16 protein-coding genes are annotated in these 24,112 nt (G+C 72.3%); 9 read left to right on the forward strand and 7 right to left on the reverse strand.

The annotated features are described in order from the left end of the window. Window positions 1–107: 107 nt before the first annotated feature. Both C3486_RS31360 and C3486_RS31365 read right to left on the reverse strand, forming a co-directional pair. Entirely contained in the window at window positions 108–431 is a 324-nt protein-coding gene (locus C3486_RS31360; RefSeq protein ID WP_103836250.1) for a DUF6343 family protein, read from the reverse strand. Window positions 432–638: 207 nt separating this feature from the next. Beyond that, complete coding sequence (locus C3486_RS31365; RefSeq protein ID WP_103836261.1) at window positions 639–2,141, reverse strand: UvrD-helicase domain-containing protein; 1,503 nt, start codon at window positions 2,139–2,141, stop codon at window positions 639–641. Between the two features lie 603 nt (window positions 2,142–2,744). Between C3486_RS31365 and C3486_RS31370 the strand changes: the two genes are divergently transcribed. The 5 genes from C3486_RS31370 to C3486_RS31390 all read left to right on the forward strand — a co-directional run bounded on the left by C3486_RS31370 (window position 2,745) and on the right by C3486_RS31390 (window position 11,605). After that, window positions 2,745–5,696 (forward strand): DEAD/DEAH box helicase, encoded by a 2,952-nt coding sequence (locus C3486_RS31370; RefSeq protein ID WP_374936946.1) that lies wholly within the window; start codon window positions 2,745–2,747, stop codon window positions 5,694–5,696. A gap of 1,271 nt (window positions 5,697–6,967) precedes the next feature. Then, window positions 6,968–8,356 carry an SWIM zinc finger family protein gene (locus C3486_RS31375; RefSeq protein WP_103836263.1) on the forward strand — a complete coding sequence of 463 codons (1,389 nt, stop codon included), beginning with the start codon at window positions 6,968–6,970 and terminating at the stop codon, window positions 8,354–8,356. Between the two features lie 9 nt (window positions 8,357–8,365). Then, window positions 8,366–10,276, forward strand: a complete 1,911-nt coding sequence (locus C3486_RS31380) for a helicase-associated domain-containing protein (RefSeq protein WP_103836251.1) — start codon at window positions 8,366–8,368, stop codon at window positions 10,274–10,276. 142 nt (window positions 10,277–10,418) lie between these two features. Further along, window positions 10,419–11,072, forward strand: coding sequence for a uridine kinase (locus tag C3486_RS31385; RefSeq protein ID WP_103836252.1), 654 nt, complete (start codon window positions 10,419–10,421; stop codon window positions 11,070–11,072). Between the two features lie 80 nt (window positions 11,073–11,152). Next, a complete protein-coding gene (locus C3486_RS31390) occupies window positions 11,153–11,605 on the forward strand; it encodes a type II toxin-antitoxin system PemK/MazF family toxin (RefSeq protein WP_103836253.1) in 453 nt (150 codons plus the stop codon). A gap of 80 nt (window positions 11,606–11,685) precedes the next feature. On the opposite strand, the gene C3486_RS31395 is transcribed toward C3486_RS31390, so the two are convergent. From C3486_RS31395 to C3486_RS31405, 3 genes are all read right to left on the reverse strand, one after another. Further along, window positions 11,686–12,237, reverse strand: a complete 552-nt coding sequence (locus tag C3486_RS31395) for a DUF1697 domain-containing protein (protein ID WP_103836254.1) — start codon at window positions 12,235–12,237, stop codon at window positions 11,686–11,688. Between the two features lie 55 nt (window positions 12,238–12,292). Beyond that, window positions 12,293–12,799, reverse strand: a complete 507-nt coding sequence (locus C3486_RS31400) for a methylated-DNA--[protein]-cysteine S-methyltransferase (RefSeq protein WP_103836264.1) — start codon at window positions 12,797–12,799, stop codon at window positions 12,293–12,295. 222 nt (window positions 12,800–13,021) lie between these two features. Beyond that, a complete protein-coding gene (locus C3486_RS31405) occupies window positions 13,022–13,918 on the reverse strand; it encodes a glycerophosphodiester phosphodiesterase family protein (protein ID WP_103836255.1) in 897 nt (298 codons plus the stop codon). 431 nt (window positions 13,919–14,349) lie between these two features. On the opposite strand from C3486_RS31405, the gene uvrB reads away from it, so the two are divergent. Both uvrB and C3486_RS31415 read left to right on the forward strand, forming a co-directional pair. Beyond that, entirely contained in the window at window positions 14,350–16,491 is a 2,142-nt protein-coding gene (gene uvrB / locus C3486_RS31410; RefSeq protein WP_103836256.1) for an excinuclease ABC subunit UvrB, read from the forward strand. 317 nt (window positions 16,492–16,808) lie between these two features. Continuing rightward, window positions 16,809–17,816, forward strand: coding sequence for a TerC family protein (locus tag C3486_RS31415; protein WP_103836257.1), 1,008 nt, complete (start codon window positions 16,809–16,811; stop codon window positions 17,814–17,816). Window positions 17,817–17,892: 76 nt separating this feature from the next. Here the strand turns inward: C3486_RS31415 and C3486_RS31420 are convergent, their stop codons facing one another. Together C3486_RS31420 and C3486_RS31425 are read right to left on the reverse strand one after the other, a co-directional pair. Next, window positions 17,893–18,549, reverse strand: coding sequence for an MBL fold metallo-hydrolase (locus tag C3486_RS31420; RefSeq protein WP_103836258.1), 657 nt, complete (start codon window positions 18,547–18,549; stop codon window positions 17,893–17,895). A gap of 76 nt (window positions 18,550–18,625) precedes the next feature. Continuing rightward, window positions 18,626–19,354 carry a maleylpyruvate isomerase family mycothiol-dependent enzyme gene (locus C3486_RS31425; protein ID WP_103836259.1) on the reverse strand — a complete coding sequence of 243 codons (729 nt, stop codon included), beginning with the start codon at window positions 19,352–19,354 and terminating at the stop codon, window positions 18,626–18,628. Window positions 19,355–19,919: 565 nt separating this feature from the next. Between C3486_RS31425 and uvrA the strand changes: the two genes are divergently transcribed. Then, window positions 19,920–22,988, forward strand: coding sequence for an excinuclease ABC subunit UvrA (gene uvrA, locus C3486_RS31430; protein ID WP_103836260.1), 3,069 nt, complete (start codon window positions 19,920–19,922; stop codon window positions 22,986–22,988). A 706-nt stretch (window positions 22,989–23,694) separates the two neighbouring features. Then, a complete protein-coding gene (locus C3486_RS31435; RefSeq protein ID WP_103836265.1) occupies window positions 23,695–23,964 on the forward strand; it encodes a metal-sensitive transcriptional regulator in 270 nt (89 codons plus the stop codon). Window positions 23,965–24,112: the final 148 nt, after the last annotated feature.

A 24,112-nucleotide genomic window follows, 5' to 3' on the forward strand; every position in this document is an offset into this window, starting at 1 on the left:
GCTCGGTTGGTCCCCTCCAGTTCCCCGGAGCCCCCTCCGGGGGCTCCGGGGGCGGCTTCCCCCGGGGGCAGCCCCCCGCCCCCCACCCCCTCGCCCCCTGACCGGTCTTAGCCCAGGCCGCGGTCGCCGTCACGGCCAACGCCACCACCACGGCCACCACCAGGTCGTACGTTGCGGCCGTCGTCCGGCTCGTACGGCGGTATGTCCTTGCCGGGCTGGTAGTGCGGCCCCTGGCGGATGTGCCGGCACACGATTGCCAGGTCTGTGGCGGCCAGTACCGTCACCACCGCGCAGCCGGCGGCCCAGCCCGGGAGCCCCGCGACCAGGAAGATGCCCACGCCGGCCGCTGACCAGATCAGCCCCCACAGCGCCAGAGCCCGACGCGTCTTGAGCAGGCTCCGTGCCTCCAGAGGCTCACTGCCCGTACGCATCTCTCCTCACCACTCACCCGCCTCGTTCGGCCGGGACGTCCCGTGCTGCTCCTCTCCACCCCAGGTCAATGGCGGCCCGGCTGAGCTGGGGTTTCTGTCCAGTCGGAGCGGTTTCTCTGTCTCAAGGATCCTCCGGATCGGGCTGTCCGTCACGCGTCTCATTGGGCCTGTGGATAACTCGTGGGGAGGCGCTCCAAGCGCGCTCCGTTACTCGTCGTGATGGTGCGGAAGGGCGTGGCGAGTGACGGCGCCGTCGCCTGCCGGGTGGCTGTTGATCCAGGACAGTCCGCCGAGGTCGAGGCGCTGCCGCGCGCGGGTGACCGCCACGTAGGCCAGCCGGGCCTCCCCCGGATCCACCGGGCCGGGCAGCGGTGCGCCGTCCTCGCCCGTCTCCTCCAGTTCGTCCGGTTCCGTGAAGTCGGCGGCGATGCGCACGCTCGGCCACTCCCGGCCCTTCGCGCGATGGGCAGTGGACACCGTGGTCTCGGCCGTCTCCTCGCGCGACAGGCATCGCAGCGCACGCAGGACGCTGTCGGCGCTGTGTTCGTCGAGGAGTTCCACGAGCGGCAGCAGGTCACGGCCGGACGGGTCGACGCCGGCGTACTCGCGCAGCTCCTCCCATGACTCGAACAGCATGAGTTCCGGGTGGGCCGTCCGTCTGCCGCCCTGGAGCTCTTGCGCGGCCCGGGCCAGTGCCGTCAGGGCTTCACCGCCACCCGCGAGCGCGACTCTGCGGCCGTCCGCCAGCAGCCTTATGACCTCCGCCATCGCGCCGGCGTTGGACCGGCACAGCACCGCATCGGGGCGGGGTGCGGCGCCCAGCTCGGTGTCGAGCAGCGGGGAGCCAGTGAGCCGGACCGGGGCATCGACGATCGTCAGCCAGCGGTTCGCCTCGGCGGCGAGGGCCGGCCCGAACCGGAAGGAGCGGGAGAGGGTGAGCTGTCTGCCGCGGAACCCGGTCATCACATCGCGTGCCCCGCGCCAGCCGTAGATGGCCTGTGCTGAGTCACCGACGAGGACGAGCTGGGCGTGTGCGCCTTGTGCGTTGAAGACCTGCTCAACCACTGGATTGGTGTCCTGGGCTTCGTCCAGGAGCAGGAAGTCGGTCTCGATGACCGGTGCGGTCAGGGCCCACATCTTGAGGTAGTGATCGTGCTCGAAACGGACTGCTCCACGGTCGGGGTCCTGAAGGTCGGCCCATGCCTTGCGGGCGTACGGCAGGACGAGCTGCGCCAGCTGGTCGTGGAGTATGTCCGACTCGGCGCCGCGGAGGCGGGGGACGTGGGCGGTGGTCAGTGCCGGGTCGGCCGAACGGCAGAAGTTGGTGACGGTGCCCAGCACCGTGTAGGAGAGCGCTTTGCTGGTCAGCGTTCGGGAGCCCACGCGCAGCCGGAAGTCCGTGTCGATGCCGAGCGCGGCGCCGGTTCGCCAGCCTGCCTGCCGTGGTGCGCTCATTCGCCGCTGGAAGCGGTGGCCGATGGCCGCGTAGGCCAGGGAGTGCGCCGTACTGCACGTGACGTGTGCGGGGAAGCGCCGGGTGGCGTCCTGGGCGATGGCCTTGTTGAAGGCGAGGTAGCGGCCGGGGCGGCGGGTGCTTCGGGCGAGTATCGCCAGCGTGGTCGTCTTGCCCGTGCCCGCTCCGGCCTGGATCACCAGGTGTCCGCCCGTGTGGAAGGCGTCGGCGGCGGCCAGTTGCTCGTCGGTGGGCAGGTGCCGAGTGGCCCTCCCCGGGCCGTGCCGGTGGCGCGCATCGGGCGGACGGCTTCGGTTGCGTGGTGTGTGAGTGTCCGGGGCAGGACTCGCTGTCGCCGCCGGAGCGAGGGCGTTGGGGCCGGGGGATTGAGTGAGTAGGAGCGGTCGGACATGAGGTTCCTCCTGCGGGCTGCGCGAGTGACGGGGGGCGAGCCACGGCCGCCGTGTGTGGGGGCGTCGATGGCTGCCGGGGCCGCTGGGCAGCGAGGGGCGCGTGCCGAGCTGCACGCGTCGGCCGGCCAGCGGCGGTTTCCCAGCGCGGCGAGCAGTCGGCAGGGCCGTCGATGGCTGCCTCGGCGCGCACCAGTAACTACCGAGAGTTACTGATGTGGGAACGTTAGCGGATCGCGGGCAGCCGTGGGCGAAAATTTTTTGACCAGCGGTGATGCCTGTGGATAACTGCTCGGGCGGTTGCTCGGCGGGCGTTGTCAGTGCCGTCTGCTTCCATGAATTTCACGCTGGGTCGCGGCAGCGTCGCCGCGGCCGCCCAGCCGATGGGAGGGGGAGCAGATGGAGGCGACCGTAGACTCAGGAGTCGGAGTACGGCACGAACGGAACGGCATGGCGAGACGGTGGGAGATGCGCGCGCGGGATGAGGCCGGGGAGCTCCGGCCGGCCGGCGTCGCACCGTCCGGGTCTGTCCCCGCCACCTCGGCGAGCCACGCGATGGCGGCACAGGCGCTCGCCCGTCATGCGGCGGTGTTCCTGCCGGGCGAGCCGCCGCGTGCCGCGAAGATCGCGCTGTGGAGTCCGGACGGCCGGCCGCTGCCCGAGAGCTCCGGCGCGGCCGAGGCCACCGAGCTGAAGGTCGTACGTCGGCACGGCAACTCCATCCGTAGCCGTACCGTGCCCGCGCTGAGCCTGAGTGTCGCCGACGCCCTGCCGATGCTCGTGCGGGCCCGGCTCGATCCGACGGCGCATCCGGCCACTGCGTGCTGGGGCGCGGCGGCCTTGCACGCGCTCCATCTCGTGGCGCGAGGGCGCATGCTCCCCGGGCTCACCGCCGACGATGTGGATGCCTGGCGCGCCGGTCCGCTGGACGCCGAGGACGCCGCGCAGCTGCGGGCCATCGCCGCTGCCATGCCCTCCGAGGCCCATGCCGTCCCCGTTCCCGGCAGCAAGCCTCTCCAGCTGTACGCGCCGAACGCACTCGTGCGTGCCTTCGTGGACGCCGTCGTCGATGTCCTGCCGCGTACGCCGGCCGCGGCCCACGTGGCGGGTGCCCCGTTCGCCGCGGTGGAGCCGCAGCGGCTGCCGGGCGCGCGGGACTGGGCGGCGGAGGTCGCGGCGGGTGTGGACAGCGGCGTGCGGATCTCCCTTCGGCTGGACCTGGCGGCGCATGAGCTGTTCGACACGTCGGGGGAGAAGGAAGCCGAGCAGGGAGCGGAGCACGGGCCGACGGAGGACGGTGGCGGCAGGGCCGGGGCCGCGGCCGCGGTGCTTCAGGTCAGCCATCTCACCGACCCGACGCTGATCGCCGACGCGCGGCAGCTGTGGGAGGGCGAGGCGCCCGACGGCTTCGGGCCGCGTGCACAGGTGGACACGCTGCTCGCACTGCGCCGGGCGGCCCGCGTCTGGCCGCCGCTCGGCCGGCTGCTGGACCGCCCGGTTCCCGATGTGCTGCCCCTCGATGAGGAGGAGCTGTACGAGCTGCTGGGGGACGCTGCGCCGCGCCTCAAGGCCGCGGGCGTCGCCGTCCACTGGCCCAAGGAGCTGGTCCGCGATCTGACGGCGAGCGCTGTCCTGAGGCCCGCGCCGGGTTCGGCGGCCGACGGCTTCGGGTTCTTCGACGCCGAACGGCTGCTGCGCTTCGAGTGGCAGCTGGCGCTCGGCGGCTCCCCTCTGAGCGACGCCGAGATGAACGTCCTTGCCGAGGCGCACCGTCCCCTGGTGCGGCTGCGTGACCAGTGGGTGCTGGTCGACCCCGCCCTCGTACGCAAAGCCCGTAAGCGGGAGCTGGGATATCTCGACCCGACCGAAGCGCTCGCCGCCACGCTCGCCGGCGAGACCGAGGTCGACGGGGAGCGCGTCGACGTGGTGCCGCTCGGCGCGCTGGCCGACCTCCGTGCCCGTCTGACCAGCGACGCGGCGCCGCTGGAGAAGCCCGCAGGGCTGCGGGCCACCCTTCGTGACTACCAGCTGCACGGTCTGGCCTGGCTCGATCGCATGACCGCCCTCGGACTCGGGGGCTGCCTCGCCGACGACATGGGTCTGGGCAAGACCGTCACCACCATCGCCCTGCACCTGCACCGGAATCACCCCGATCCGACCCTCGTGGTCTGCCCGGCCTCGCTGCTCGGCAACTGGCAGCGGGAGATCGAGCGGTTCGCGCCCGGCGTGCCGGTACGGCGCTTCCACGGGACCGGCCGCAGCCTGGCCGACCTGCACGAGGGCGGCTTCGTCCTCACCACGTACGGCACGATGCGCAGCAGCGCCCAGCGGCTGGCCGAGTGTTCCTGGGGGCTGATCGTCGCCGACGAGGCGCAGCACGTGAAGAATCCGCAGTCGTCCACGGCCAAGGCGCTGCGCACGATCGGGGCGCCCGCCCGGGTGGCCCTCACGGGCACGCCCGTGGAGAACAACCTTTCCGAGTTGTGGGCCCTGCTCGACTGGACCACGCCCGGACTGCTCGGACCGCTCAAGACCTTCCGTGCCCTGCACGCCCGTGATGTCGAGGGCGGCGAGGTGCCCGGGGCCGCGGAGCGTCTCGCCCGGCTCGTCCGGCCGTTCATCCTGCGGCGGAAGAAGGCCGACCCCGGGATCGCGCCGGAGCTGCCGCCGAAGACGGAGACCGACCATCCGGTGCCGCTGGGCCGCGAGCAGGTGGCGCTCTACGAGGCGGCCGTCCGCGAGACCCTGGCCCGTATCGAGGCGGCTGACGGCATGGCGCGGCGCGGCCTGGTGATGAAGCTGCTGACCGCGCTCAAACAGATCTGCAACCATCCCGCGCAGTACCTGAAGGAGACCGTGCCCGGGCTCGCCGCGCGTTCGGGGAAGCTGGAGCTGCTCGACGAACTGCTGGACACGATCCTCGCCGAGGACGGCTCCGTGCTGATCTTCACGCAGTACGTGGAGATGGCGCGCCTCCTCGAAGAGCACTTGGGGGCGCGCGGCGTGCCCGCCCAGTTGCTGCACGGCGGCACCCCCGTCGCCCAGCGGGAGGCGATGGTCGACCGTTTCCAGGCGGGCGAAGTCCCGGTGTTCCTGCTGTCCTTGAAGGCGGCCGGTACCGGGCTGAACCTGACGCGCGCCGGCCATGTGATCCATTACGACCGCTGGTGGAACCCGGCCGTCGAGGAGCAGGCGACCGACCGGGCCTACCGGATCGGGCAGACCCAGCCGGTGCAGGTCCACCGGCTGGTCACGGAGGGGACGGTGGAGGACCGGATCGCCGAACTGCTCGCCGCGAAGCGTTCCTTGGCCGAGGCCGTGCTCACCGGCGGTGAGGCGGCCCTGACGGAGCTCACCGACGCGGAACTCGCCGACCTCGTCACCTTGAGGAGGGCGGCATGACCGGCGACCGGCACGATGACGATGAGTTCCTCGAGGACGAGCAGCACGATGGGCCCGAGGTGGAGTCGGCGTCCGCGGCCATGGGGGTAGGGCTGGAGCGGGTCCGCCGGGAGCTGGAGCGCGGACGGGCCTTGGCGCGGGCACGTGAGGCCGCAGCGGAGGCCAGCCGTGCTCTGGCCGCCGAGGGCGAGCCGGATGGCGCGGAGCGCGCGGAGGCCGGTCCGGGTGACGGCACGGACGAGGACGCGGAGCACCGTACGGGCGGGGGTGCGGAGCGCGGTACGGAGCACGGCGATGCGGCCGGGGAGAGTGGAGTCGGACAGGTGCCTGCGGGCGGGCAGGCGTCCGGTGAGGTGCGGCGGAGTGCGGCGGCCGAGCGCGCGCGGCGGGCGGTCCGTCGTACGGGGCAGAGGCCGCAGAGCGTTTCGAGTGAGGCTGGTGAGCCGGCGGCGGCGGGTGACGGGACGGGGGACGCCGGGCGGCCGGCAGCTGCGGTCGGCGGGGACGAGGAACGGCGGAGCCGGGGAGCGGAACGGGCCCGGCAGGCGCTGAAGCGGGCGGCCCCGGAGGCCAGGCGTGCCCGGGAAGAAGCGTCCCGGCCGCAGCCCCAGGAGGCGGCGCAGGGCGCGGAGACGGCCGAGGACGGCGCGGCGCAGACGGCCGTGCGCCGGAGTGCGGCCGCGGAACGAGCCCGCCAAGCGGTGTCCCGTACGGGACGCGCCAAGCCACGCACCGAAGCCGATCGCGGCAACGCAGGCCGCGACGGAGCGGGCCGCGCCGGCACAAGCCGCACCGGACACGACCGCACCGAACAAGACCGTGCCGAAGCGCGCCGCGGCGACGTGGACCGTGCCGATGCAGGCCCTGTCGGTGCGGGCCCTGTCGGTGCGGGCCGTGCCGAAGGCGACTCGGCCGCGCGGCGCCCGAAGGAGAAGCGTCCGAGGCACTGGGCCCCGGGAGACAGCCGTCCGGAGGCGAGCAGCCCCGATGCGGCGCCGACCGACGCGGGTCTCAGCGCCCGTCCAGCTGCCGTCCCGCCCAAGTCGGCCGACACCCCGCACGGGCTCGCCCGAGTGGGAAACGCCCTGGCGGGCGCCCGAGGGACCGCGAGCACCCCGGACAACGACGCCGAAGCGACCGACGGCGCCGAGGCGATTGACGGCGCAGAGGCGACAAGCCGAAGCACCGGCACGAGCGGAGCCACCGCATCGGGCGCGGCCACAGCCACCGGCACGGGCGCACCCGCCGGGCGGGCGCGGGTCTTTCCGGCGGTGGCGGCCGGTGCCGGGGACGGTGCGGAGTTCGCCGAGACCTGGTGGGGGCGGGCGTGGCTCGACGCCCTGGAGAGCACCGCGCTGGACACGGCGCGGCTCGCGCGTGGCCGGGAGTACGCAGCCGGCGGGCACGTCGGCCGGATCACCGTGGCGCCGGGACGCATCTCCGCACCCGTGACGGGCAGCAGGCCGTACCCCTACCGGGCCGAACTCCGTCTGCGGCCCTTCCCGGACGCCGTGTGGGAGGCCTTCCTCGACGGGGTCGCCGCCCGGCCCGCGCACCTGGCCGCGCTGCTGGGCAGGACCCTGCCGCGGGCGCTGGCCGAGCGCCAGGACGAGGCGGGCGTACGGCTGCTGCCGGGCCCCGGAGACCTCGTGCCGCGGTGTTCGTGCCCCGACCGCGGGCACCCCTGCAAGCACGCCGCTGCGCTGTGCTTCCAGGCCGCCCGCCTGCTGGACGCCGACCCGTTCGTGCTGCTCCTCATGCGCGGGCGCGACGAGCGGGAACTGCTCGACGAGCTGTCGCGGCGCAACGCTACGCACAGCGCCCATACGGAGCGCGCGACCCGTGCAACGCTCCCCGCGGTACCCGCGCGCGCCGTCCTGCACGCGCAACGGGAACTTCCGCCGCTGCCCCCGCCGTTGCCCGTACCGGAGTACCCGGGACGGCCCCCGGTGCTGCCGTCGGCCGACGATCCCGCCATCGACCCGGCCGCCGTCGAGCTGCTCGCCGCCGATGCCGCGGCCAGGGCACGGGCCTGCCTGATCGCGGCACAGGAAGGAGCCACAGGAGCCACCCACGCGCTGTCACACTCCGACACCGCTTCCTCGAAGCACCTCGGCCCCCGGCCGTCCGGCGCCGCCCCGAAGCACCCCGGCGCCCGGCCGTCCGGCGCCGCCCCCAACCACCCTGCCGTCGCGCCCGGGGAAGACACCGCCTCGCCCTTCCCCGCCCGTTCCCTCTGGGAGGACGCCGTGCGGCTGGTCGCCGGGGCGCACCCCACCTCCGGGCTGACCGCCAGCACCCGGGAGCTGTACCGCGGCGTCGCCGAGGCCACGGGCCGGCCGGTGACCGACGTCGCGCGGGCCGTCGCCGCCTGGCGGCAGGGCGGTGCCGAGGGGCTGAGCCTCCTGGAGACGACGTGGGACCCGCCGGCCGGTGACTTCGACCGTGCCCGCAGTGCCCTGTCCGCCGCCGACCTCCCCGCGCTGCGGCCCCGGCACAACCACCTCACCGACGCCGGCCGCGGCATACAGCTCCGCTTCGGCCGCGACGGCCGCTGGTACCCGTACGAATCCGACCCGGGGACGGAGGACTGGTGGCCCACCGGGCGCGCCGACTCCGACCCCGTGGGCGCCCTCACCCCGTTGCTCACCACTGAATAGAGTCACCCCGTGGAAGGCCTCGACACTCTCACCAACGCCCTGGCGCGGCGCACGCCCGAACAGCTCGCCGCGCTCCTCGCCCGGCACGCCGAGCCGCTCTCCCGCCGCCCGGCCCCGGGGCGGCTCCGTGAACTGGCCGCCTCTCTGTGGTCGTACGAGACGCTGCACCAGGTGGTGCTCGGGCTCGACAGACCGGGCCTTCAGGTGCTGGCCGTCACCGCCCGGCTCAGCCAGGAGCGCGCCAGGGAAGCCGCGCACGGGCCCGCCGCGCCCGAGCCGGGCAGCGGCTACCAGTCCCTCATGGCCCATCGTCTGGCGTTCCCGGACCTCGCGGCGGAGTCGGTGCCGGTGGCGGACGTGTGCGCGGCCCTGGCGGCGGCCGGGCCCGGCGGCGGCGCGGACGCGGAGGCCGTGGGCGCGGTGCTGGAGGCGCTGTACGAAACGGGGCTCGCCGCGCCGACGGAGGACGGCGCCGTCGTCGTACCGCCGCGCACGGCACAGCTGATCGGCGGCCACGATCTCGGGGCCTTCGCGCCCGCGTGCCCGCCCCCGTACGCCGCGGGCGCGGACACCGGGGGAGAGGCGGGCGCCGCCCCCGTGGGCGAGCAGGCGCTGACCGCCGAGTCGCAGGCCGCGGCCGCCGCGCTCGCCGGGGCGCTGGAGCGGCTGCTCGCGGCGCTGGCCGAGCAGCCGGCTGCGCTGCGCAGGTCGGGCGGGCCCGCCGTACGGGAGATCAAGCGGCTGGCGAAGGCCGCCGGCACCACCGAGCCGCGCACCCGGCTCCTCCTCGACCTCCTGCTCGCCGCCGATCTGATCGCCCTGACCCGCACCCCCGGCGGCACCGTCGCGCTGCCCACCGGCGGTTACGACGACTGGCTGGCGCTGCCGCCCGGGGAGCGGCTGCTGCCCGTCCTCACCGCGTGGGCCGGGCACTGGGCGATCGCGACCTGGACGCCGTTCGGGGAGACGCCGACGGCTCTGGAACGCGGGGACGACCGGCGCGCGCCCGCGCTGCGCCACGGACTGCTCGCCGCGCTCGCCACCGCCACCGGCGACGGGTCCCGCCCCGGTGTGCCGATCCCGGCCCCGGACGCCCCCTCGCTGGAGGCGCTGCGGCCGCTGATCACGGTCACCGCCTGGCACCGCCCGCTGGCCGTCGCTGACGAACCGCTGATCCTCGAACGCGCCGCCCACACCCTCGACGAGGCCGCCTTCCTCGGCCTCGTCGCGCACGGCACGCTCACTCCCCTCGGCCGGGCCCTGCTCCGCGCGGAGACCGACGCCGCGCCGGAACCGCTGCGTACGGCGCTGCGTACGCTGCTCCCGCCCCCGCTCGAAGAGGCCCTGTTTCAGGGCGATCTGACGGCCATCGTCCCCGGGCCGCCCGCCGCTGGGCTGTCCGCGCTGCTCGCGCTCGCCGCCGACCGGGAGTCCGAGGACAGCGATACCGCGTGGCGGTTCAGCGGCGCTTCCGTCCGCCGGGCGCTGGACGCCGGCCGCACCGCCGACGCGCTGATCGACGACCTCACCGCGGTGTCCGCCACCGGTCCGCTGCCGCACCCGCTCACGTATCTGATCAAGGACACCGCGCGCACGCACGGGCGCATACGGGTCGTGCGCGCCGGCTGCTGCATCCGTTCGGACGACACCGCGCTGGTGGCGGAGCTGACCGCGCACCGGGGGCTGCGCGACCTCGGGCTGCGGGCCATCGCACCGACCGTCCTCGTCAGCGCGCGGGAGCCCGGCCCCACCCTCGAAGCGCTGCGTGCGGCCGGTTACGCCCCGGCGCTCGAAGCGGAGACCGGTAGCACCGTCGTCGAACGCGCCCCCGCACACCGCAGCCAGGCGCCGCTCCGGAAGCCCGTCGACCACCTCGCCGTGGCCCGGCGTCTCCTGGAGCAGGAGCGTCAACAGGAGTGACCGCCCCGAGCGGGCCGAGTGGGAGGAAGCCCTCCGGCCGGCTGTCCGTGCGTCCGGAGAGCCTCCCGCCTCATGATCGACTACGTGGCGCGTGAGGTCAACGAGGGCCGCTGCCCGCCGGCCCCTCCGGCAGAATGGCGGGGTGCGGCTGGAAGCGATCACATGGGAACGGCTGACCGACGCGCTCGCCGAGGAGGCGGTGAGCAGGACGACGCAGGACGGCAGCCCCTGGCTGCGGGTGGGCATCGACGCGGCCCCGGCCGCGCGCCCCGGGGAGCTGGCCGGACGGCTCGCCGAGGCACTGCGGCTGCGCGGCAGGTTCGTACAGAAGAGCGGCACGTACGGGTTCCTGCGGCCGGCATCGCTCCGCCTGGAGTACGGGCGGCACGATCCGGACGCGTACTACGACGAGTGGTTCGACCGGCAGGCGCTCTGGCGCGAGGTGTTCAACCCGCTGGAGCCCGGCGGCAGCGGCCGGGTGCTCCCGGACCTGTGGGACCCGGAACGGGACCGTGCGACGCGCAGCCCGTACGTGCAGCTGCCGCCCGGCGGTGTCCTGCTGCTGCACGGGCCGCTGCTGCTCGGACAGTGGTTCCCGTTCGACCTGACCGTGCACCTCGGCCTGTCGCAGGGCGCACTGGAGCGGCGCACGGAGGCCGCCGAGCGGTGGACGCTGCCGGCGTTCGTGCGGTACGAGGCGGAGGTCGCGCCCCGGGAGACCGCCGACGTGGTCGTACGGGCGGACGATCCGCGGCGTCCGGCGTGGGGCGGCATCAGCCGTGGCGGCGGGGTCTGATCCCGACGCGGCCGGCGGGGCCGGGTCCGGCTGATGGGCCCTCACTCGCCCTTGATCAACTGGCCGTTACGGTAAGGGCCATGGCAATCGATGAGGTGGACGGCCGGGCGGAGCTGCCGGGCAGGACCGGGCCGACGGCGACCGTGGAGGCGCGGCCGCGAGCGGTCGGCGCGGTCCGGACGATGTACGCGCCGGACCACGACGGCGATCCGGACCCCGGCGAGATTGTATGGACGTGGGTGCCGTACGAGGAGAACGACGGGCGCGGCAAGGACCGGCCCGTGCTGGTCGTCGCCCGAGAGGCGGCGGGCACGCTGCTCGCCGTGCAGCTGTCCAGCAAGCGGCACGACGACCACGAGTGGGTGGCGATCGGCGCCGGGCCGTGGGACCGGGCCGGGCGGCCCTCGTGGGTCGACCTGGACCGGGTGCTGCGGGTGCATCCGGAAGGGATGCGCCGGGAGGCCTGCGCGCTGGACCGGGGCCGTTTCAACCTGGTGGTGAACCGGCTGCGGGAACGGTACGGCTGGCGCTGACAGGCCCGGGCCGGACCGGAGCGGCGGCACCGCTGCGGTCCTCGGCGGCGCGTTTCCGGAGCATCAGCCCTTCCCGAGCATCAGCCGTCGTCGGCCGCCGCCAGGAGCTTGAGGACGGTGTTCCAGTTGCGGGCGGTGGCCGTGACGCCCAGCTTCAGGCTCGCCGAGGTGACGGCCGTGGCGAGCCGCGAGCGCCCGACACCGTCCGGGCACCACAGGTACAGGTCGCGGCCGAGCAGCCGGAACGTGTCGGGTGCGTACCCGGCAAGGTCCAGGGCGTCCAGCGGGGCCGTGTCGGCGGGCGGCTCCGACAGGAACACCAGATGCAGTGTCTTGGGCTCCGCGGTGGCCTCGGGATAGGGGTTGGCCGCCACGGCGGCGGCGATGTCGTCGCGGGTGCGGACCATGACCGGCACCGGGAAGCCCAGGGCGGCGGCAAAACCGGTCTCCAGGGTGCGCGCGGTCTCCTCCGGCGGGGTGCCGGGGTCGGCGAAGACGATGTTGCCGGTCTGGAGGAGGACGGTGACGTCCCCGAAGCCCAGCTCCGCCATCAGCGCGCGCTGCCGCGCCACGGGGAACCTGTTGTGCCCTCCGACGTTGATTCCGCGGAGGAGGGCGACCTGGCGGGGCATGAGAAGGACCTTTCGCGGACGGAGCGGCAGGCTCCGGGAGGACGCGGACGACGGCTCAGAACAGCGGCTGGGGCAGCACTCCCTCCAGCGCCAGGAGCTGCCGCTTGGTCTCCAGGCCGCCGCCGAAACCGCCGAGCCCGCCGCCGCTCTCCACGACGCGGTGGCACGGCACGACCACCGGCAGCGGATTGGACCCCATGGCGGCGCCGACCGCGCGGGCCGCGCCCGGCTCCCCGACCCGGTCGGCCAGGTCCTGATAGCCGACCACCGTGCCGTACGGGACGTGGGCGGCCAGCTCGCGCAGCACCCGCTCGTTGAACCCCGAGGACAGCGACCAGTCCAGCGGGACCGTGAAGTCGCGCAGCTCACCGGCGAAGTACGCCACAAGCTCCGCGGCGGCCGTGTCCACGGCGGATATCGCCGCGACCGGCTCGGGACCGAACGTCCCGCGCAGCCGCGCGAGGGCCCTGGCCCGGGCCCGCTCGTCGGCGTGGAAGACGACCAGGGCCAGACCGGCGCCGGTGCCCGCGAGCAGCAGCGGGCCGATGGGCGTGGCCAGCATGCGCCAGGCCCAGTCGCGCGGCGGCCGGGCCGGCGTCCGGCCGCCGTCGTCCGCGGGCCCCGGGGCCGCCCCGGTGCCCCCGGCGGCCGCGGTCGCGGGGATTCCGTACTCCTCGGAAATCGTCACGGCTTCAGCCTAGGACCGCCCACTGACAATCGCCGCGGGAGCGGGGATGCGGCCACCGCTCCCGGCGGCAGGGGCCCGTGGCCCCGGTCGGACGGCCTACGCGGCCGGAACCGAGAAGCCGGCGTCCTTCACGGCGTCCCGCACGACGTCCGGCTTGTTGGTGATGATGCCGTCCACGCCCCAGCCCGCGACCTTCTTGGCCGTGTCCGCGTCGTTGACGGTCCAGGTGTAGACCTCCAGCGGACGCCCGTGCGCACCGGCGAACGCGTGCACGGCCGACACGTAGGCCATGTTCACGGTCGTGTGGCTGGGGTTGATCTGGTCGGCGAACTTCGCGTACTTGGGCAGGTCGGCGACGGCCGGAGTGCCGAGGAAGCCGGTCTTGACGTCCGGGCGCAGCTCGTGGACCTTCTTGACCGCGTCGGCGTTGAAGCTCTGGATGATCAGCCGGTTCTTCACGTGCCGCCGGTCCATCCACCCCTCCCGCTTCAGCTCCTTGATCGTCTGCGCCTCGATGCCCGGGTAGAGCTCGGGGGACTTCAGCTCCAGCAGCAGCTTCTGGTGGTTGTGGCTGACGGCGTCCATGTAGCGCTCGAGGGTGGGGACCCGCTCGCCCTTGAACTTCGCGCCGAACCAGCTGCCGGCGTCCAGCTTCCGGATCTCCGAGAGGGTGAAGTCGGAGATCTTCCACGGGGAGCGGTCCGGGTACAGCTCCTCCACGTTGGTCGTCCGGTTGAGCGTCGTGTCGTGCATGACGATCAACTTGCCGTCCTTGGTGCGCTGGACGTCGTTCTCCACCCAGTCGATGCCCATGCGGTGCGCCGCATTGATCGCGGCGATGGTGTTCTCGGGGGCGTACGCCGAGGCGCCTCGGTGGGCGACGGTGACCGGTCTGTTCGAATGGTCCGCGGCCTGGGCGGCGGCAGCGGGGAGGCTGAACGCCGTCAGCCCCACGAGCACGCCGGCAGCGGCGGCAACAGGGCGCATGTGCATACGGACTCCTCGGAATCGTCGTCGTCGGCGGGGGGTGGTCGGCGGCAGGTTCCCAGCGGCGGTGTACTGGAAGATAGGTCAGGGATGGACATAAATTGAACGAGAAGTGTCGTGTGTTCCGGGTTTGGGGCCGTCCGTGGACGGTTTCTGTGACCGTGGCGACGCCATGAAGGTCCTGGCCAGGCCCGAAGAACCACCGCTTGGCCGGTGTGCGCGGACGCGCGGTGACAGATCGTCGTCTTTTCGCCGCGTGGCGGCTTTGGCTGGTTCATCCCTTACGTGCCGTCGCCGCCTCGCATAGGGGTGCAAGCGGAAGCCGGGGCGCCGGGGGCGGGACGAGCGCCATGGCCTGACGTGACCGGGCGTATCCGGACCGTCGCCGCGGGCGTTCCGGACCCCCGTTGTCAGTGGCGGGTCGTACGGTTGATGACATGCGGCCCGTTTCCCAGATCGAACGCACGGTGGCGCCTTTCGAGGTCGTCAGCCCGTATCAGCCCAGCGGCGACCAGCCGGCGGCCATCGCCGAGCTGGAGCAGCGCATTCGCGGCGGTGAGAAGGACGTCGTCCTGCTGGGCGCGACCGGCACCGGCAAGTCGGCGACGACCGCGTGGATGATCGAGAAGCTGCAGCGCCCGACCCTCGTGATGGCGCCCAACAAGACCCTCGCGGCCCAGCTCGCCAACGAATTCCGCGAGCTCCTGCCGAACAACGCCGTCGAGTACTTCGTCTCGTACTACGACTACTACCAGCCCGAGGCGTACGTCCCGCAGTCGGACACGTACATCGAGAAGGACTCCTCGATCAACGAAGAGGTCGAGCGGCTCCGCCACTCCGCGACCAATTCGCTGCTCACCCGGCGGGACGTGGTCGTGGTCTCGTCCGTCTCCTGCATCTACGGCCTGGGTACGCCCCAGGAGTACGTCGACCGGATGGTCCCCCTCAAGGTCGGCGACGAGATCGACCGCGACCAGCTGCTGCGCCGCTTCGTCGACATCCAGTACACCCGGAACGACATGTCGTTCACCCGTGGCACCTTCCGGGTGCGCGGCGACACCATCGAGATCTTCCCGGTCTACGAAGAGCTGGCCGTCCGCATCGAGATGTTCGGTGACGAGATCGAGGCGCTGTCGACGCTGCACCCGATCACGGGCGAGGTCATCAGCGACGACCAGCAGCTGTACGTCTTCCCCGCGAGCCACTACGTGGCGGGCCCCGAGCGCATGGAGAAGGCGATCGCCGGCATCGAGGCCGAGCTGGCCGACCAGCTCGCCAAGATGGAGAAGCAGGGCAAGCTCCTGGAGGCCCAGCGCCTCCGGATGCGCACGACGTACGACATCGAGATGATGCGCCAGATCGGCACCTGCTCCGGCATCGAGAACTACTCGCTGCACATCGACGGCCGTGCGCCGGGCAGCGCGCCGAACACCCTCCTCGACTACTTCCCCGAGGACTTCCTCCTGGTCATCGACGAGTCGCACGTCACCGTGCCGCAGATCGGCGCGATGTACGAGGGCGACGCCTCCCGCAAGCGGACCCTGGTCGACCACGGCTTCCGGCTGCCGTCGGCGCTGGACAACCGCCCGCTGAAGTGGGAGGAGTTCCAGGAGCGCATCGGACAGGCGGTCTACCTCTCCGCGACCCCGGGCCAGTACGAGCTCTCGCGCGCCGACGGCCACGTGGAGCAGATCATCCGCCCGACCGGCCTGGTCGACCCCGAGGTCGTCGTCAAGCCCACCGACGGGCAGATCGACGACCTGGTCCACGAGATCCGCACGCGCACCGAGAAGGACGAGCGCGTCCTGGTCACCACGCTCACCAAGAAGATGGCCGAGGACCTCACGGACTACTTCCTGGAGCTCGGCATCCAGGTGCGCTACCTGCACAGCGACGTGGACACGCTGCGCCGCGTGGAGCTGCTGCGCGAGCTGCGCGCCGGTGAGTACGACGTGCTGGTCGGCATCAACCTCCTCCGGGAGGGCCTGGACCTGCCCGAGGTCTCCCTCGTGGCGATCCTCGACGCCGACAAGGAGGGCTTCCTGCGGTCGGGCACGTCCCTGATCCAGACGATCGGCCGTGCGGCGCGCAACGTCTCGGGCCAGGTGCACATGTACGCCGACAAGGTCACCCCGGCGATGGCCAAGGCCATCGACGAGACCAACCGGCGCCGCGAGAAGCAGCTCGCGTACAACAAGGAGCACGGCATCGACCCGCAGCCGCTCCGCAAGAAGATCAACGACATCGTCGCGACGATCGCGCGCGAGGAGGTCGACACCCAGGAGCTGCTGGGCACGGGGTACCGCAAGGGCGCCGACGGCAAGGACGCCAAGGGCAAGGCGCCGGTGCCCGAGCTGGGCGGCGCGGCGGAGAAGGGCGGCAAGAGCGGCAGGAAGAAGGCCGCCGCGACCCCGACCGACCGGCCCGCTGCCGAGCTGGCCGAGATGATCGAGGAGATGACGGAGCGCATGCGGGCGGCCGCGGCGGAGCTGCAGTTCGAGGTCGCCGCCCGGCTGCGCGACGAGGTGGGCGAGCTGAAGAAGGAGCTGCGCCAGATGAGGGAGGCCGGGCTGAAGTAGGCCGGCTCACGGGGAAAACGGTAGGCGTACGGGCTCGTCCCGTGCGCCTACCGGCATGTCGAGAGGAAGGCGGGGCGGTCCGTGCACCTGCCGCGACCAGCGTTTTTGCCTAACTCTTTACTTTCTTATGGGGTTCCTTTACTCTCAATGGTGCGGAGGGGAGTATTCCCTGCTGCGGCGTACCCGTCATCACGGATCGGATGGAGATCCCGGGGCGTCGGCCCACAGCGTCGCGGAGCACAGCGCGCGATCTCGGGCGGAAGAGACCTCCGGCAGCGACGACGCTGTGGTGTTGTGACGAATCTGCCGGAGGAACAGTGGACGTTTCCCTGACCATGTGGGTGCTGACCATTCTCGGTCTGTGCGCCCTCATCGCCGCCGATTTCTTCATCGGCGGCCGCAAGCCCCATGACGTATCGATCAAGGAAGCCGGTCTGTGGACCGGCGTCTGGGTCGCCCTCGCCGCCCTCTTCGGGCTCGGACTCCTGCTCTTCGCGGGCGGGCAGCCGGCCGGAGAGTTCTTCGCCGGCTTCATCACCGAGAAGTCCCTCAGCGTCGACAACCTCTTCGTCTTCGTCCTGATCATGGCGAAGTTCGCGGTCCCGTCGATATACCAGCAGCGCGTCCTGATGGTCGGCGTGCTGATCGCACTGGTGCTGCGGGCCGTCTTCATCGGCGCCGGCGCGGCGATCATCGCCAACTTCTCCTGGGTCTTCTACCTCTTCGGCGCCTTCCTCATCTGGACGGCCTGGAAGCTCATCCAGGAGGCGCGGGCCGAGGAGCAGGACGAGGAGTTCGAGGAGAACCGCTTCCTGAAGATGGTCGAGCGGCGCTTCCCGTCGACCGACCGGTACCACGGCACGAAGCTGTTCATCGTGGAGAACGGCAAGCGCCTGATGACGCCGATGCTGATCGTCATGCTGGCGATCGGCACCACCGACGTCCTCTTCGCGCTGGACTCGATCCCCGCGATCTTCGGCCTCACCCAGGACCCGTACATCGTCTTCACCGCCAACGCCTTCGCCCTGATGGGTCTGCGGCAGCTGTACTTCCTCATCGGCGGCCTGCTGAAGAAGCTGGTCCACCTCTCGTACGGCCTGTCGGTCATCCTCGGCTTCATCGGCGTGAAGCTGGTGCTGCACGCCCTGCACGAGTCCGGGGTGCACGTCCCGGAGATCAGCATCCCGGTCTCGCTGGGCGTCATCTGCGCCGTGCTGATCATCACGACGATCACCAGCCTGCGGGCCTCCAAGAAGCAGGCACAGGCCGAGGCGGCCGCCGCCGACGGCCCGGAGGACAAGGACAAGAAGGCGATAGGCGCCTGACCGCCTGACGCCGGCACAAGGGTGCGCGGTGTACGGGCCCTGCCCGTACACCGCGCCGTCGTGTCTACCGGTGGCTCTACCAGCCGCGCTCGCGCCACTCCGCGAGGTGCGGGCGCTCCGCGCCGAGGGTGGTGTCGGCGCCGTGGCCCGGGTAGACCCAGGTCTCGTCCGGGAGCTGCTCGAAGAGCTTGCTCTCCACGTCGTTGAGCAGGCTCGTGAAGTTCTCCGCATTGCCGCGGGTGTTGCCGACCCCGCCGGGGAAGAGGCAGTCGCCCGTGAAGAGGTGCGGGTGGCCGTGCGGGTCGTCGTAGACCAGGGCGATGCTGCCGGGGGTGTGGCCGACCAGGTGGCGTGCGGTGAGCGTGACCCGCCCGACGGTGAGGGTGTCGCCGTCGTCGACCAGCACGTCCGTCGGTACGGGAATGCCCTCGGCGTCGTAGCGGCCGGCGAAGGTCCGCGCGCCGGTCCGCTCGACCACCTCGCCGAGCGCTCCCCAGTGGTCCTGGTGCTGGTGCGTGGTGACGACCGAGGAGATCCCGCCCTCGCCGATCAGCCCGAGGAGCGTCTCCGGCTCCGCGGCGGCGTCGATCAGCAGCTGCTCATCCGTCGCGCGACAGCGCAGCAGATAGGCGTTGTTGTCCATCGGACCGACCGCGATCTTGGAAATGATCAGGTCGGTCAGCTCGTGTACGTCGGCCGGTCCGCCGACCTTGACTGCTCCGGTGTACGCCATGCCCGCAGCCTACTGGCCGGGTACGGGGAAGCGCCGGGCGCGGGGCCCGCGTCCGCACCCTCACTCGCCGCCGGGCTCAGCGGTCCGGCAGCTCCGGCAGGGCGGCGCCGTCGGCGGTGGTGAGGCCGGTGCCCGCCGTGCGGCCGGTGAGCCAGCCGACGAGCGCGGTCGGCGCGCCGGTGACGGTGAGCGGGGTGCCGTCCGCGCGGCCCGTCCGCCAGCTCCGCCCGTCGTCGGTGCGCAGCTCCAGCGCGGCGACCTGCCCGTTGTCCTTCAGCCGCCGCTCCGCGAGGAAGGCCAGCTCGGCGTCCACGTACTCGGTGGCCAGGTGGTCGACCGTGTAGCCGACCCCGAGGTCCACGTGGTGCAGCTCGACCTCGGCGAGGCGGCGGAAGGGCAGCCGTCCGGCCCGCTCGGTGACGCCGTTCCGCATCTCGACCTCGTACGACAGGCGCTCGGGGCCCAGGTCGGCGCAGGCCGCTTCCCAGCGCTCGGCACTGGACCGCAGGTCTTCCACGTGAGCGGCCAGCGGGCGCGCCGCGTCCCGCTCGATGTCGGCGTCGCGGACGCCGGGGGAGGCGTACATCGGCGTGCGGGTGCCCGTCCGTGCCCAGGTGAGGAGGTTGACGAGGGCGTCGGCGTTGCGGGCGAGGTGGGCGAGCACATGGCCGCGGGTCCAGCCGGGCAACAGGGAGGGCTCGCCGACGGCCTCGTCGTCGAGCTTGGCCACGGAGACCAGCAGGCGGTCGGTGGCGGCGTGGACGGCTGCCGTGTCGTACGCGAATTCCTGTGCGATGTCGGTCATGGACCGAAGCTAGCGCCGCCACCGGCGCCGCGGGAGTCGGCGCGCGTCGCCAGCCGGGAGCGCGCGGGGAGCCGGGCGCGCGCCAGGAGGAAGGTACGGGCCGGCCGCGGTGTTGGGGGAAGAGGCGGTCCGGGCCCGTCCGTGCGGGTGCCGGCTTCCGTCCCGCTTTGCCTCTCGGACGCGAATGCGCAGGTCGCGAGGGGTGCGGAAGGTTCGGGAGCGGGCATTGTCAGACCCCGGAGTTACGGTGAAGGACGCGGTGGGATCCGCCGTCCGGCGCGGCCGTGACCAGGTGTCCGGCGCGGCGCGACCAGACGTCCGGATCCCCCGTGCAGCAGGCCGCTCGACGGTGGTGCGCCGGGGTACCGGTGCTTTCGCGTCAGCGGAGCGCCGCCCGGCCACACCTTCGGGTGAACCCGGTCGGCGGAAACCGTAAATCGAATGCACGTGCTATAGGCTCGTGTGTGGCATCGAAACGACATTGACAGACATTGCCGCGGCGGCCCCCATACCCTGGGGCGGGGGTGCGCGGCACCCCGCCCTCTCACGAAAGGTGCCGACCGGCGTGACAGACCGTCTCATCGTCCGTGGCGCTCGCGAGCACAACCTCCGCAACGTCTCGCTCGACCTCCCCCGCGATTCCCTCATCGTGTTCACGGGCCTCTCGGGGTCGGGCAAGTCCTCGCTCGCGTTCGACACGATCTTCGCCGAGGGCCAGCGGCGCTACGTCGAGTCGCTGTCCTCGTACGCCCGGCAGTTCCTCGGGCAGATGGACAAGCCCGACGTGGACTTCATCGAGGGCCTCTCCCCGGCGGTCTCGATCGACCAGAAGTCGACATCGCGCAACCCGCGCTCGACGGTCGGCACCATCACCGAGGTCTACGACTACCTCCGCCTGCTTTTCGCCCGCATCGGCAAGCCGCACTGCCCCGAGTGCGGCCGGCCGATCGCCCGCCAGTCGCCGCAGGCCATCGTGGACAAGGTCCTGGAGCTCCCCGAGGGCAGCCGCTTCCAGGTGCTCTCGCCGCTCGTCCGCGAGCGCAAGGGCGAGTTCGTCGACCTCTTCTCCGACCTGCAGACCAAGGGCTACAGCCGGGCCAGGGTCGACGGCGAGACGATCCAGCTCTCCGACCCGCCGAAGCTCAAGAAGCAGGAGAAGCACACGATCGAGGTGGTCGTCGACCGCCTCACCGTCAAGGACAGTGCCAAGCGCCGGCTGACCGACTCCGTGGAGACCGCGCTCGGCCTCTCCGGCGGCATGGTCATCCTCGACTTCGTCGACCTCGACGCCGACGATCCGCAGCGCGAGCGGATGTACTCGGAGCACCTCTACTGCCCCTACGACGACCTGTCGTTCGAGGAGCTGGAGCCCCGGTCCTTCTCCTTCAACTCGCCCTTCGGCGCCTGCCCCGAGTGCACCGGCATCGGTACGCGCATGGAGGTCGACCCCGAGCTGATCGTCCCGGACGAGGACAAGTCGCTCGACGAGGGCGCCATCCACCCCTGGTCGCACGGCCACAACAAGGAGTACTTCGGCCGGCTGATCGGCGCGCTCGCCGACGCGCTCGGCTTCCGTACCGACATCCCGTGGGCCGGCCTGCCGCAGCGCGCCAAGAAGGCCCTGCTCAACGGGCACCGGACCCGCATCGAGGTGCGCTACCGCAACCGCTACGGCCGGGAGCGGGCGTACACCACGCCGTTCGAGGGGGCCCTGCCGTTCGTCCGGCGGCGGCACTCCGAGGCGGAGAGCGACTCCAGCCGCGAGCGCTTCGAGGGGTACATGCGCGAGGTGCCCTGCCCGACCTGTGAGGGCACGCGCCTGAAGCCGATCGTGCTGGCCGTCACCGTGCAGGGCAAGTCCATCGCCGACGTCGCGGCCATGTCCATCAGCGACTGCGCCGACTTCCTGCGCGACATGAAGCTGGACGCCCGCCAGAAGAAGATCGCCGAGCGGGTGCTCAAGGAGGTCAACGAGCGGCTGCGGTTCCTGGTCGACGTCGGCCTGGACTACCTCTCGCTGAACCGCGCGGCCGGCACGCTCTCCGGCGGCGAGGCCCAGCGCATCCGGCTCGCCACCCAGATCGGCTCCGGCCTGGTCGGCGTGCTGTACGTGCTCGACGAGCCGTCCATCGGCCTGCACCAGCGGGACAACCACCGCCTGATCGAGACCCTGGTCAGGCTGCGGGACCTGGGCAACACCCTGATCGTCGTCGAGCACGACGAGGACACCATCAAGACCTCGGACTGGGTGGTGGACATCGGCCCCGGCGCCGGTGAGCACGGCGGCAAGGTCGTGCACAGTGGCCCGTTGAAGGAGCTGCTGGCCAACGAGGAGTCGATGACCGGGCAGTACCTGTCCGGCAAGAAGGTCATCCCGACGCCGGAGGTGCGTCGGCCGGTCGACCCCGACCGCCGCCTCACGGTGCACGGCGCGAAGGAGAACAACCTCCGCGACATCGACGTGTCCTTCCCGCTCGGCGTGCTGACCGCCGTCACCGGCGTCTCCGGATCGGGCAAGTCGACGCTGGTCAACGACATCCTCTACACCCACCTGGCGCGCGAGCTGAACGGCGCCAAGTCGGTGCCGGGCCGGCACACCCGGGTCGAGGGCGACGACCTGGTCGACAAGGTCGTGCACGTGGACCAGTCGCCCATCGGCCGTACGCCGCGGTCGAACCCGGCGACGTACACCGGCGTCTTCGACCACGTCCGCAAGCTGTTCGCGGAGACGATGGAGGCGAAGGTGCGCGGCTACCTGCCGGGCCGCTTCTCCTTCAACGTCAAGGGCGGCCGCTGCGAGAACTGCTCCGGCGACGGCACGATCAAGATCGAGATGAACTTCCTGCCGGACGTCTACGTGCCGTGCGAGGTGTGCCACGGGGCGCGGTACAACCGCGAGACGCTGGAGGTGCACTACAAGGGCAAGTCCATCGCCGAGGTGCTGGACATGCCGATCGAGGAAGCGCTCGACTTCTTCGAGGCGGTGCCGACCATCTCGCGGCACCTGAAGACGCTCAACGAGGTCGGCCTCGGGTACGTCCGGCTCGGGCAGCCCGCGCCGACGCTGTCCGGCGGTGAGGCGCAGCGTGTGAAGCTGGCGTCGGAGCTGCAGAAGCGTTCGACGGGCCGCACGGTCTACGTCCTGGACGAGCCGACGACCGGTCTGCACTTCGAGGACATCAGCAAGCTGATCCGCGTGCTGTCCGGACTGGTCGACAAGGGCAACTCCGTGATCGTCATCGAGCACAACCTCGATGTGATCAAGACGGCCGACTGGATCGTGGACATGGGTCCGGAGGGCGGCAGCGGCGGCGGCCTCGTCGTCGCCGAGGGCACGCCGGAGCAGGTCGCTGCGGTCCCGGCCAGCCACACGGGCAAGTTCCTGCGGGACATCCTGGGTGACCGGGTCAGCGACGCGAGCCCGTCGAAGAAGGCACCGGCGAAGCGCGCGGCGAAGAAGACCACGTCCGCCGCGGCGAAGACGCCCGCCAAGAAGACGGTGACAAAGAAGGCGGTGACGAAGAAGGCCGCCGCCGGGAAGACGGTGGCCGCGGAGTCCCCGGCCAAGAAGAAGACAGTGACGAAGGCGGTGAAGCCGAAGGGGGGCCGCGGCAAGAGCACGGCCGCGGAATAAGCGGAGTAATCGGAGTAAGGGGGACGCCGGGGCGGCGAGGCGGGCGCCCCGGCGGGCAGCCACCTCAGGAGGCTGCCGCCCTGGGGTGGCTGCCGACCCAGGGACTGCAGTTTCCGGGGGCTCGGCCTGGGCCCGGTGGCCGGGCTGTGGGCTTCGGGGCCGTCCGGCGGCGGGGGCTTGCGCCTCGCCTGGGGTGCCGTGTTCGCCGTCGGTACGGGGACGGTGGCCCTGCCTCCGTCGGTACGGGGGGCGGTGGCCGCCCCTCTCGGTACGGGGACGGTGGGCCTGCCTCCGTCGGTAGGGGGGCGCTGGCTGCCTCTTTTGGTACGGGGCGGTGGCCGCCTCGCTGCTGCCCGTGGGCCTGAGCCGTCCTGGGAGGGCCCTGAGCCCGGCCGTGCTGGGCCTCCGCTGGGCTCGTCCCGGTGGGCGTCCTGGGTCGTCGGCGCGGGGCTCGCCGACCGGAGCCCGTGCCGGGCGGGCTGCCCGTGCCGGGCCGGCTGCCTGTATAGGGCGGCTGCCCGGGGTGAGCTCGCCTGCCGGGCGGCTGCCCGTCGGAGCTGGGGCGCCGGGGCGCCACGTGGCGGGCCGCCCGTGGTGGTCAGGAGATTGCGGAGAGGCGTGCTCGGGGAATGTCCGTCTCGGAGGCGGCGCTACTATACCCGCGGGGGTATCGGGGGTAGTTCGTGGAAAGGGAAGGGCCGTGGAGCTGCCAGCAGAGGAACTGAAGGGCGCCGTCAACAGGCTGCGCCGGGCCCAGGGGCAGATCTCCGGGGTCATCGGGATGATCGAGCAGGGACGGTCCTGCGAGGAGGTCGTGACGCAGCTCGCCGCGGCCTCCCGTGCGCTGGACCGGGCCGGTTTCGCGATCATCGCCACGGGCCTAGAGCACTGCCTGGCGGACGACGGTACGGGGCCGGAGCTGGAGCGCGACGAGATGCGCGCCAAGCTGGAGAAGCTTTTCCTGTCGCTGGCGTGAGCGCGGGCCGCGGCAGCTGGTCGCCGGCGGCCGTACGGCCCTCGGACGGGACGGGGCACGCCGCGCTCTGGACGTCGTACCCCGCCGGCCCCGCCGCGCTCTGGACGTCGTACCCCGCCGGCCCCGCCGCGCGCTGGACGTCTACGCC

Origin of the sequence: Streptomyces sp. Ru73 (assembly GCF_002920575.1) — a bacterium.
Taxonomy (GTDB): domain Bacteria; phylum Actinomycetota; class Actinomycetes; order Streptomycetales; family Streptomycetaceae; genus Streptomyces.

Excerpts from the sequence above, each read along its gene's own strand:
- C3486_RS31360 (WP_103836250.1), bottom strand. The coding sequence starts at position 431 with ATGCGTACGGGCAGTGAGCCTCTGGAGGCACGGAGCCTGCTCAAGACG.
- C3486_RS31370 (WP_374936946.1), top strand. The coding sequence starts at position 2,745 with ATGGCGAGACGGTGGGAGATGCGCGCGCGGGATGAGGCCGGGGAGCTC.
- C3486_RS31390 (WP_103836253.1), top strand. The coding sequence starts at position 11,153 with ATGGCAATCGATGAGGTGGACGGCCGGGCGGAGCTGCCGGGCAGGACC.
- C3486_RS31395 (WP_103836254.1), bottom strand. The coding sequence starts at position 12,237 with ATGCCCCGCCAGGTCGCCCTCCTCCGCGGAATCAACGTCGGAGGGCAC.
- C3486_RS31400 (WP_103836264.1), bottom strand. The coding sequence starts at position 12,799 with ATGCTGGCCACGCCCATCGGCCCGCTGCTGCTCGCGGGCACCGGCGCC.
- C3486_RS31405 (WP_103836255.1), bottom strand. The coding sequence starts at position 13,918 with ATGCACATGCGCCCTGTTGCCGCCGCTGCCGGCGTGCTCGTGGGGCTG.
- uvrB (WP_103836256.1), top strand. The coding sequence starts at position 14,350 with ATGCGGCCCGTTTCCCAGATCGAACGCACGGTGGCGCCTTTCGAGGTC.
- C3486_RS31420 (WP_103836258.1), bottom strand. The coding sequence starts at position 18,549 with ATGGCGTACACCGGAGCAGTCAAGGTCGGCGGACCGGCCGACGTACAC.
- C3486_RS31425 (WP_103836259.1), bottom strand. The coding sequence starts at position 19,354 with ATGACCGACATCGCACAGGAATTCGCGTACGACACGGCAGCCGTCCAC.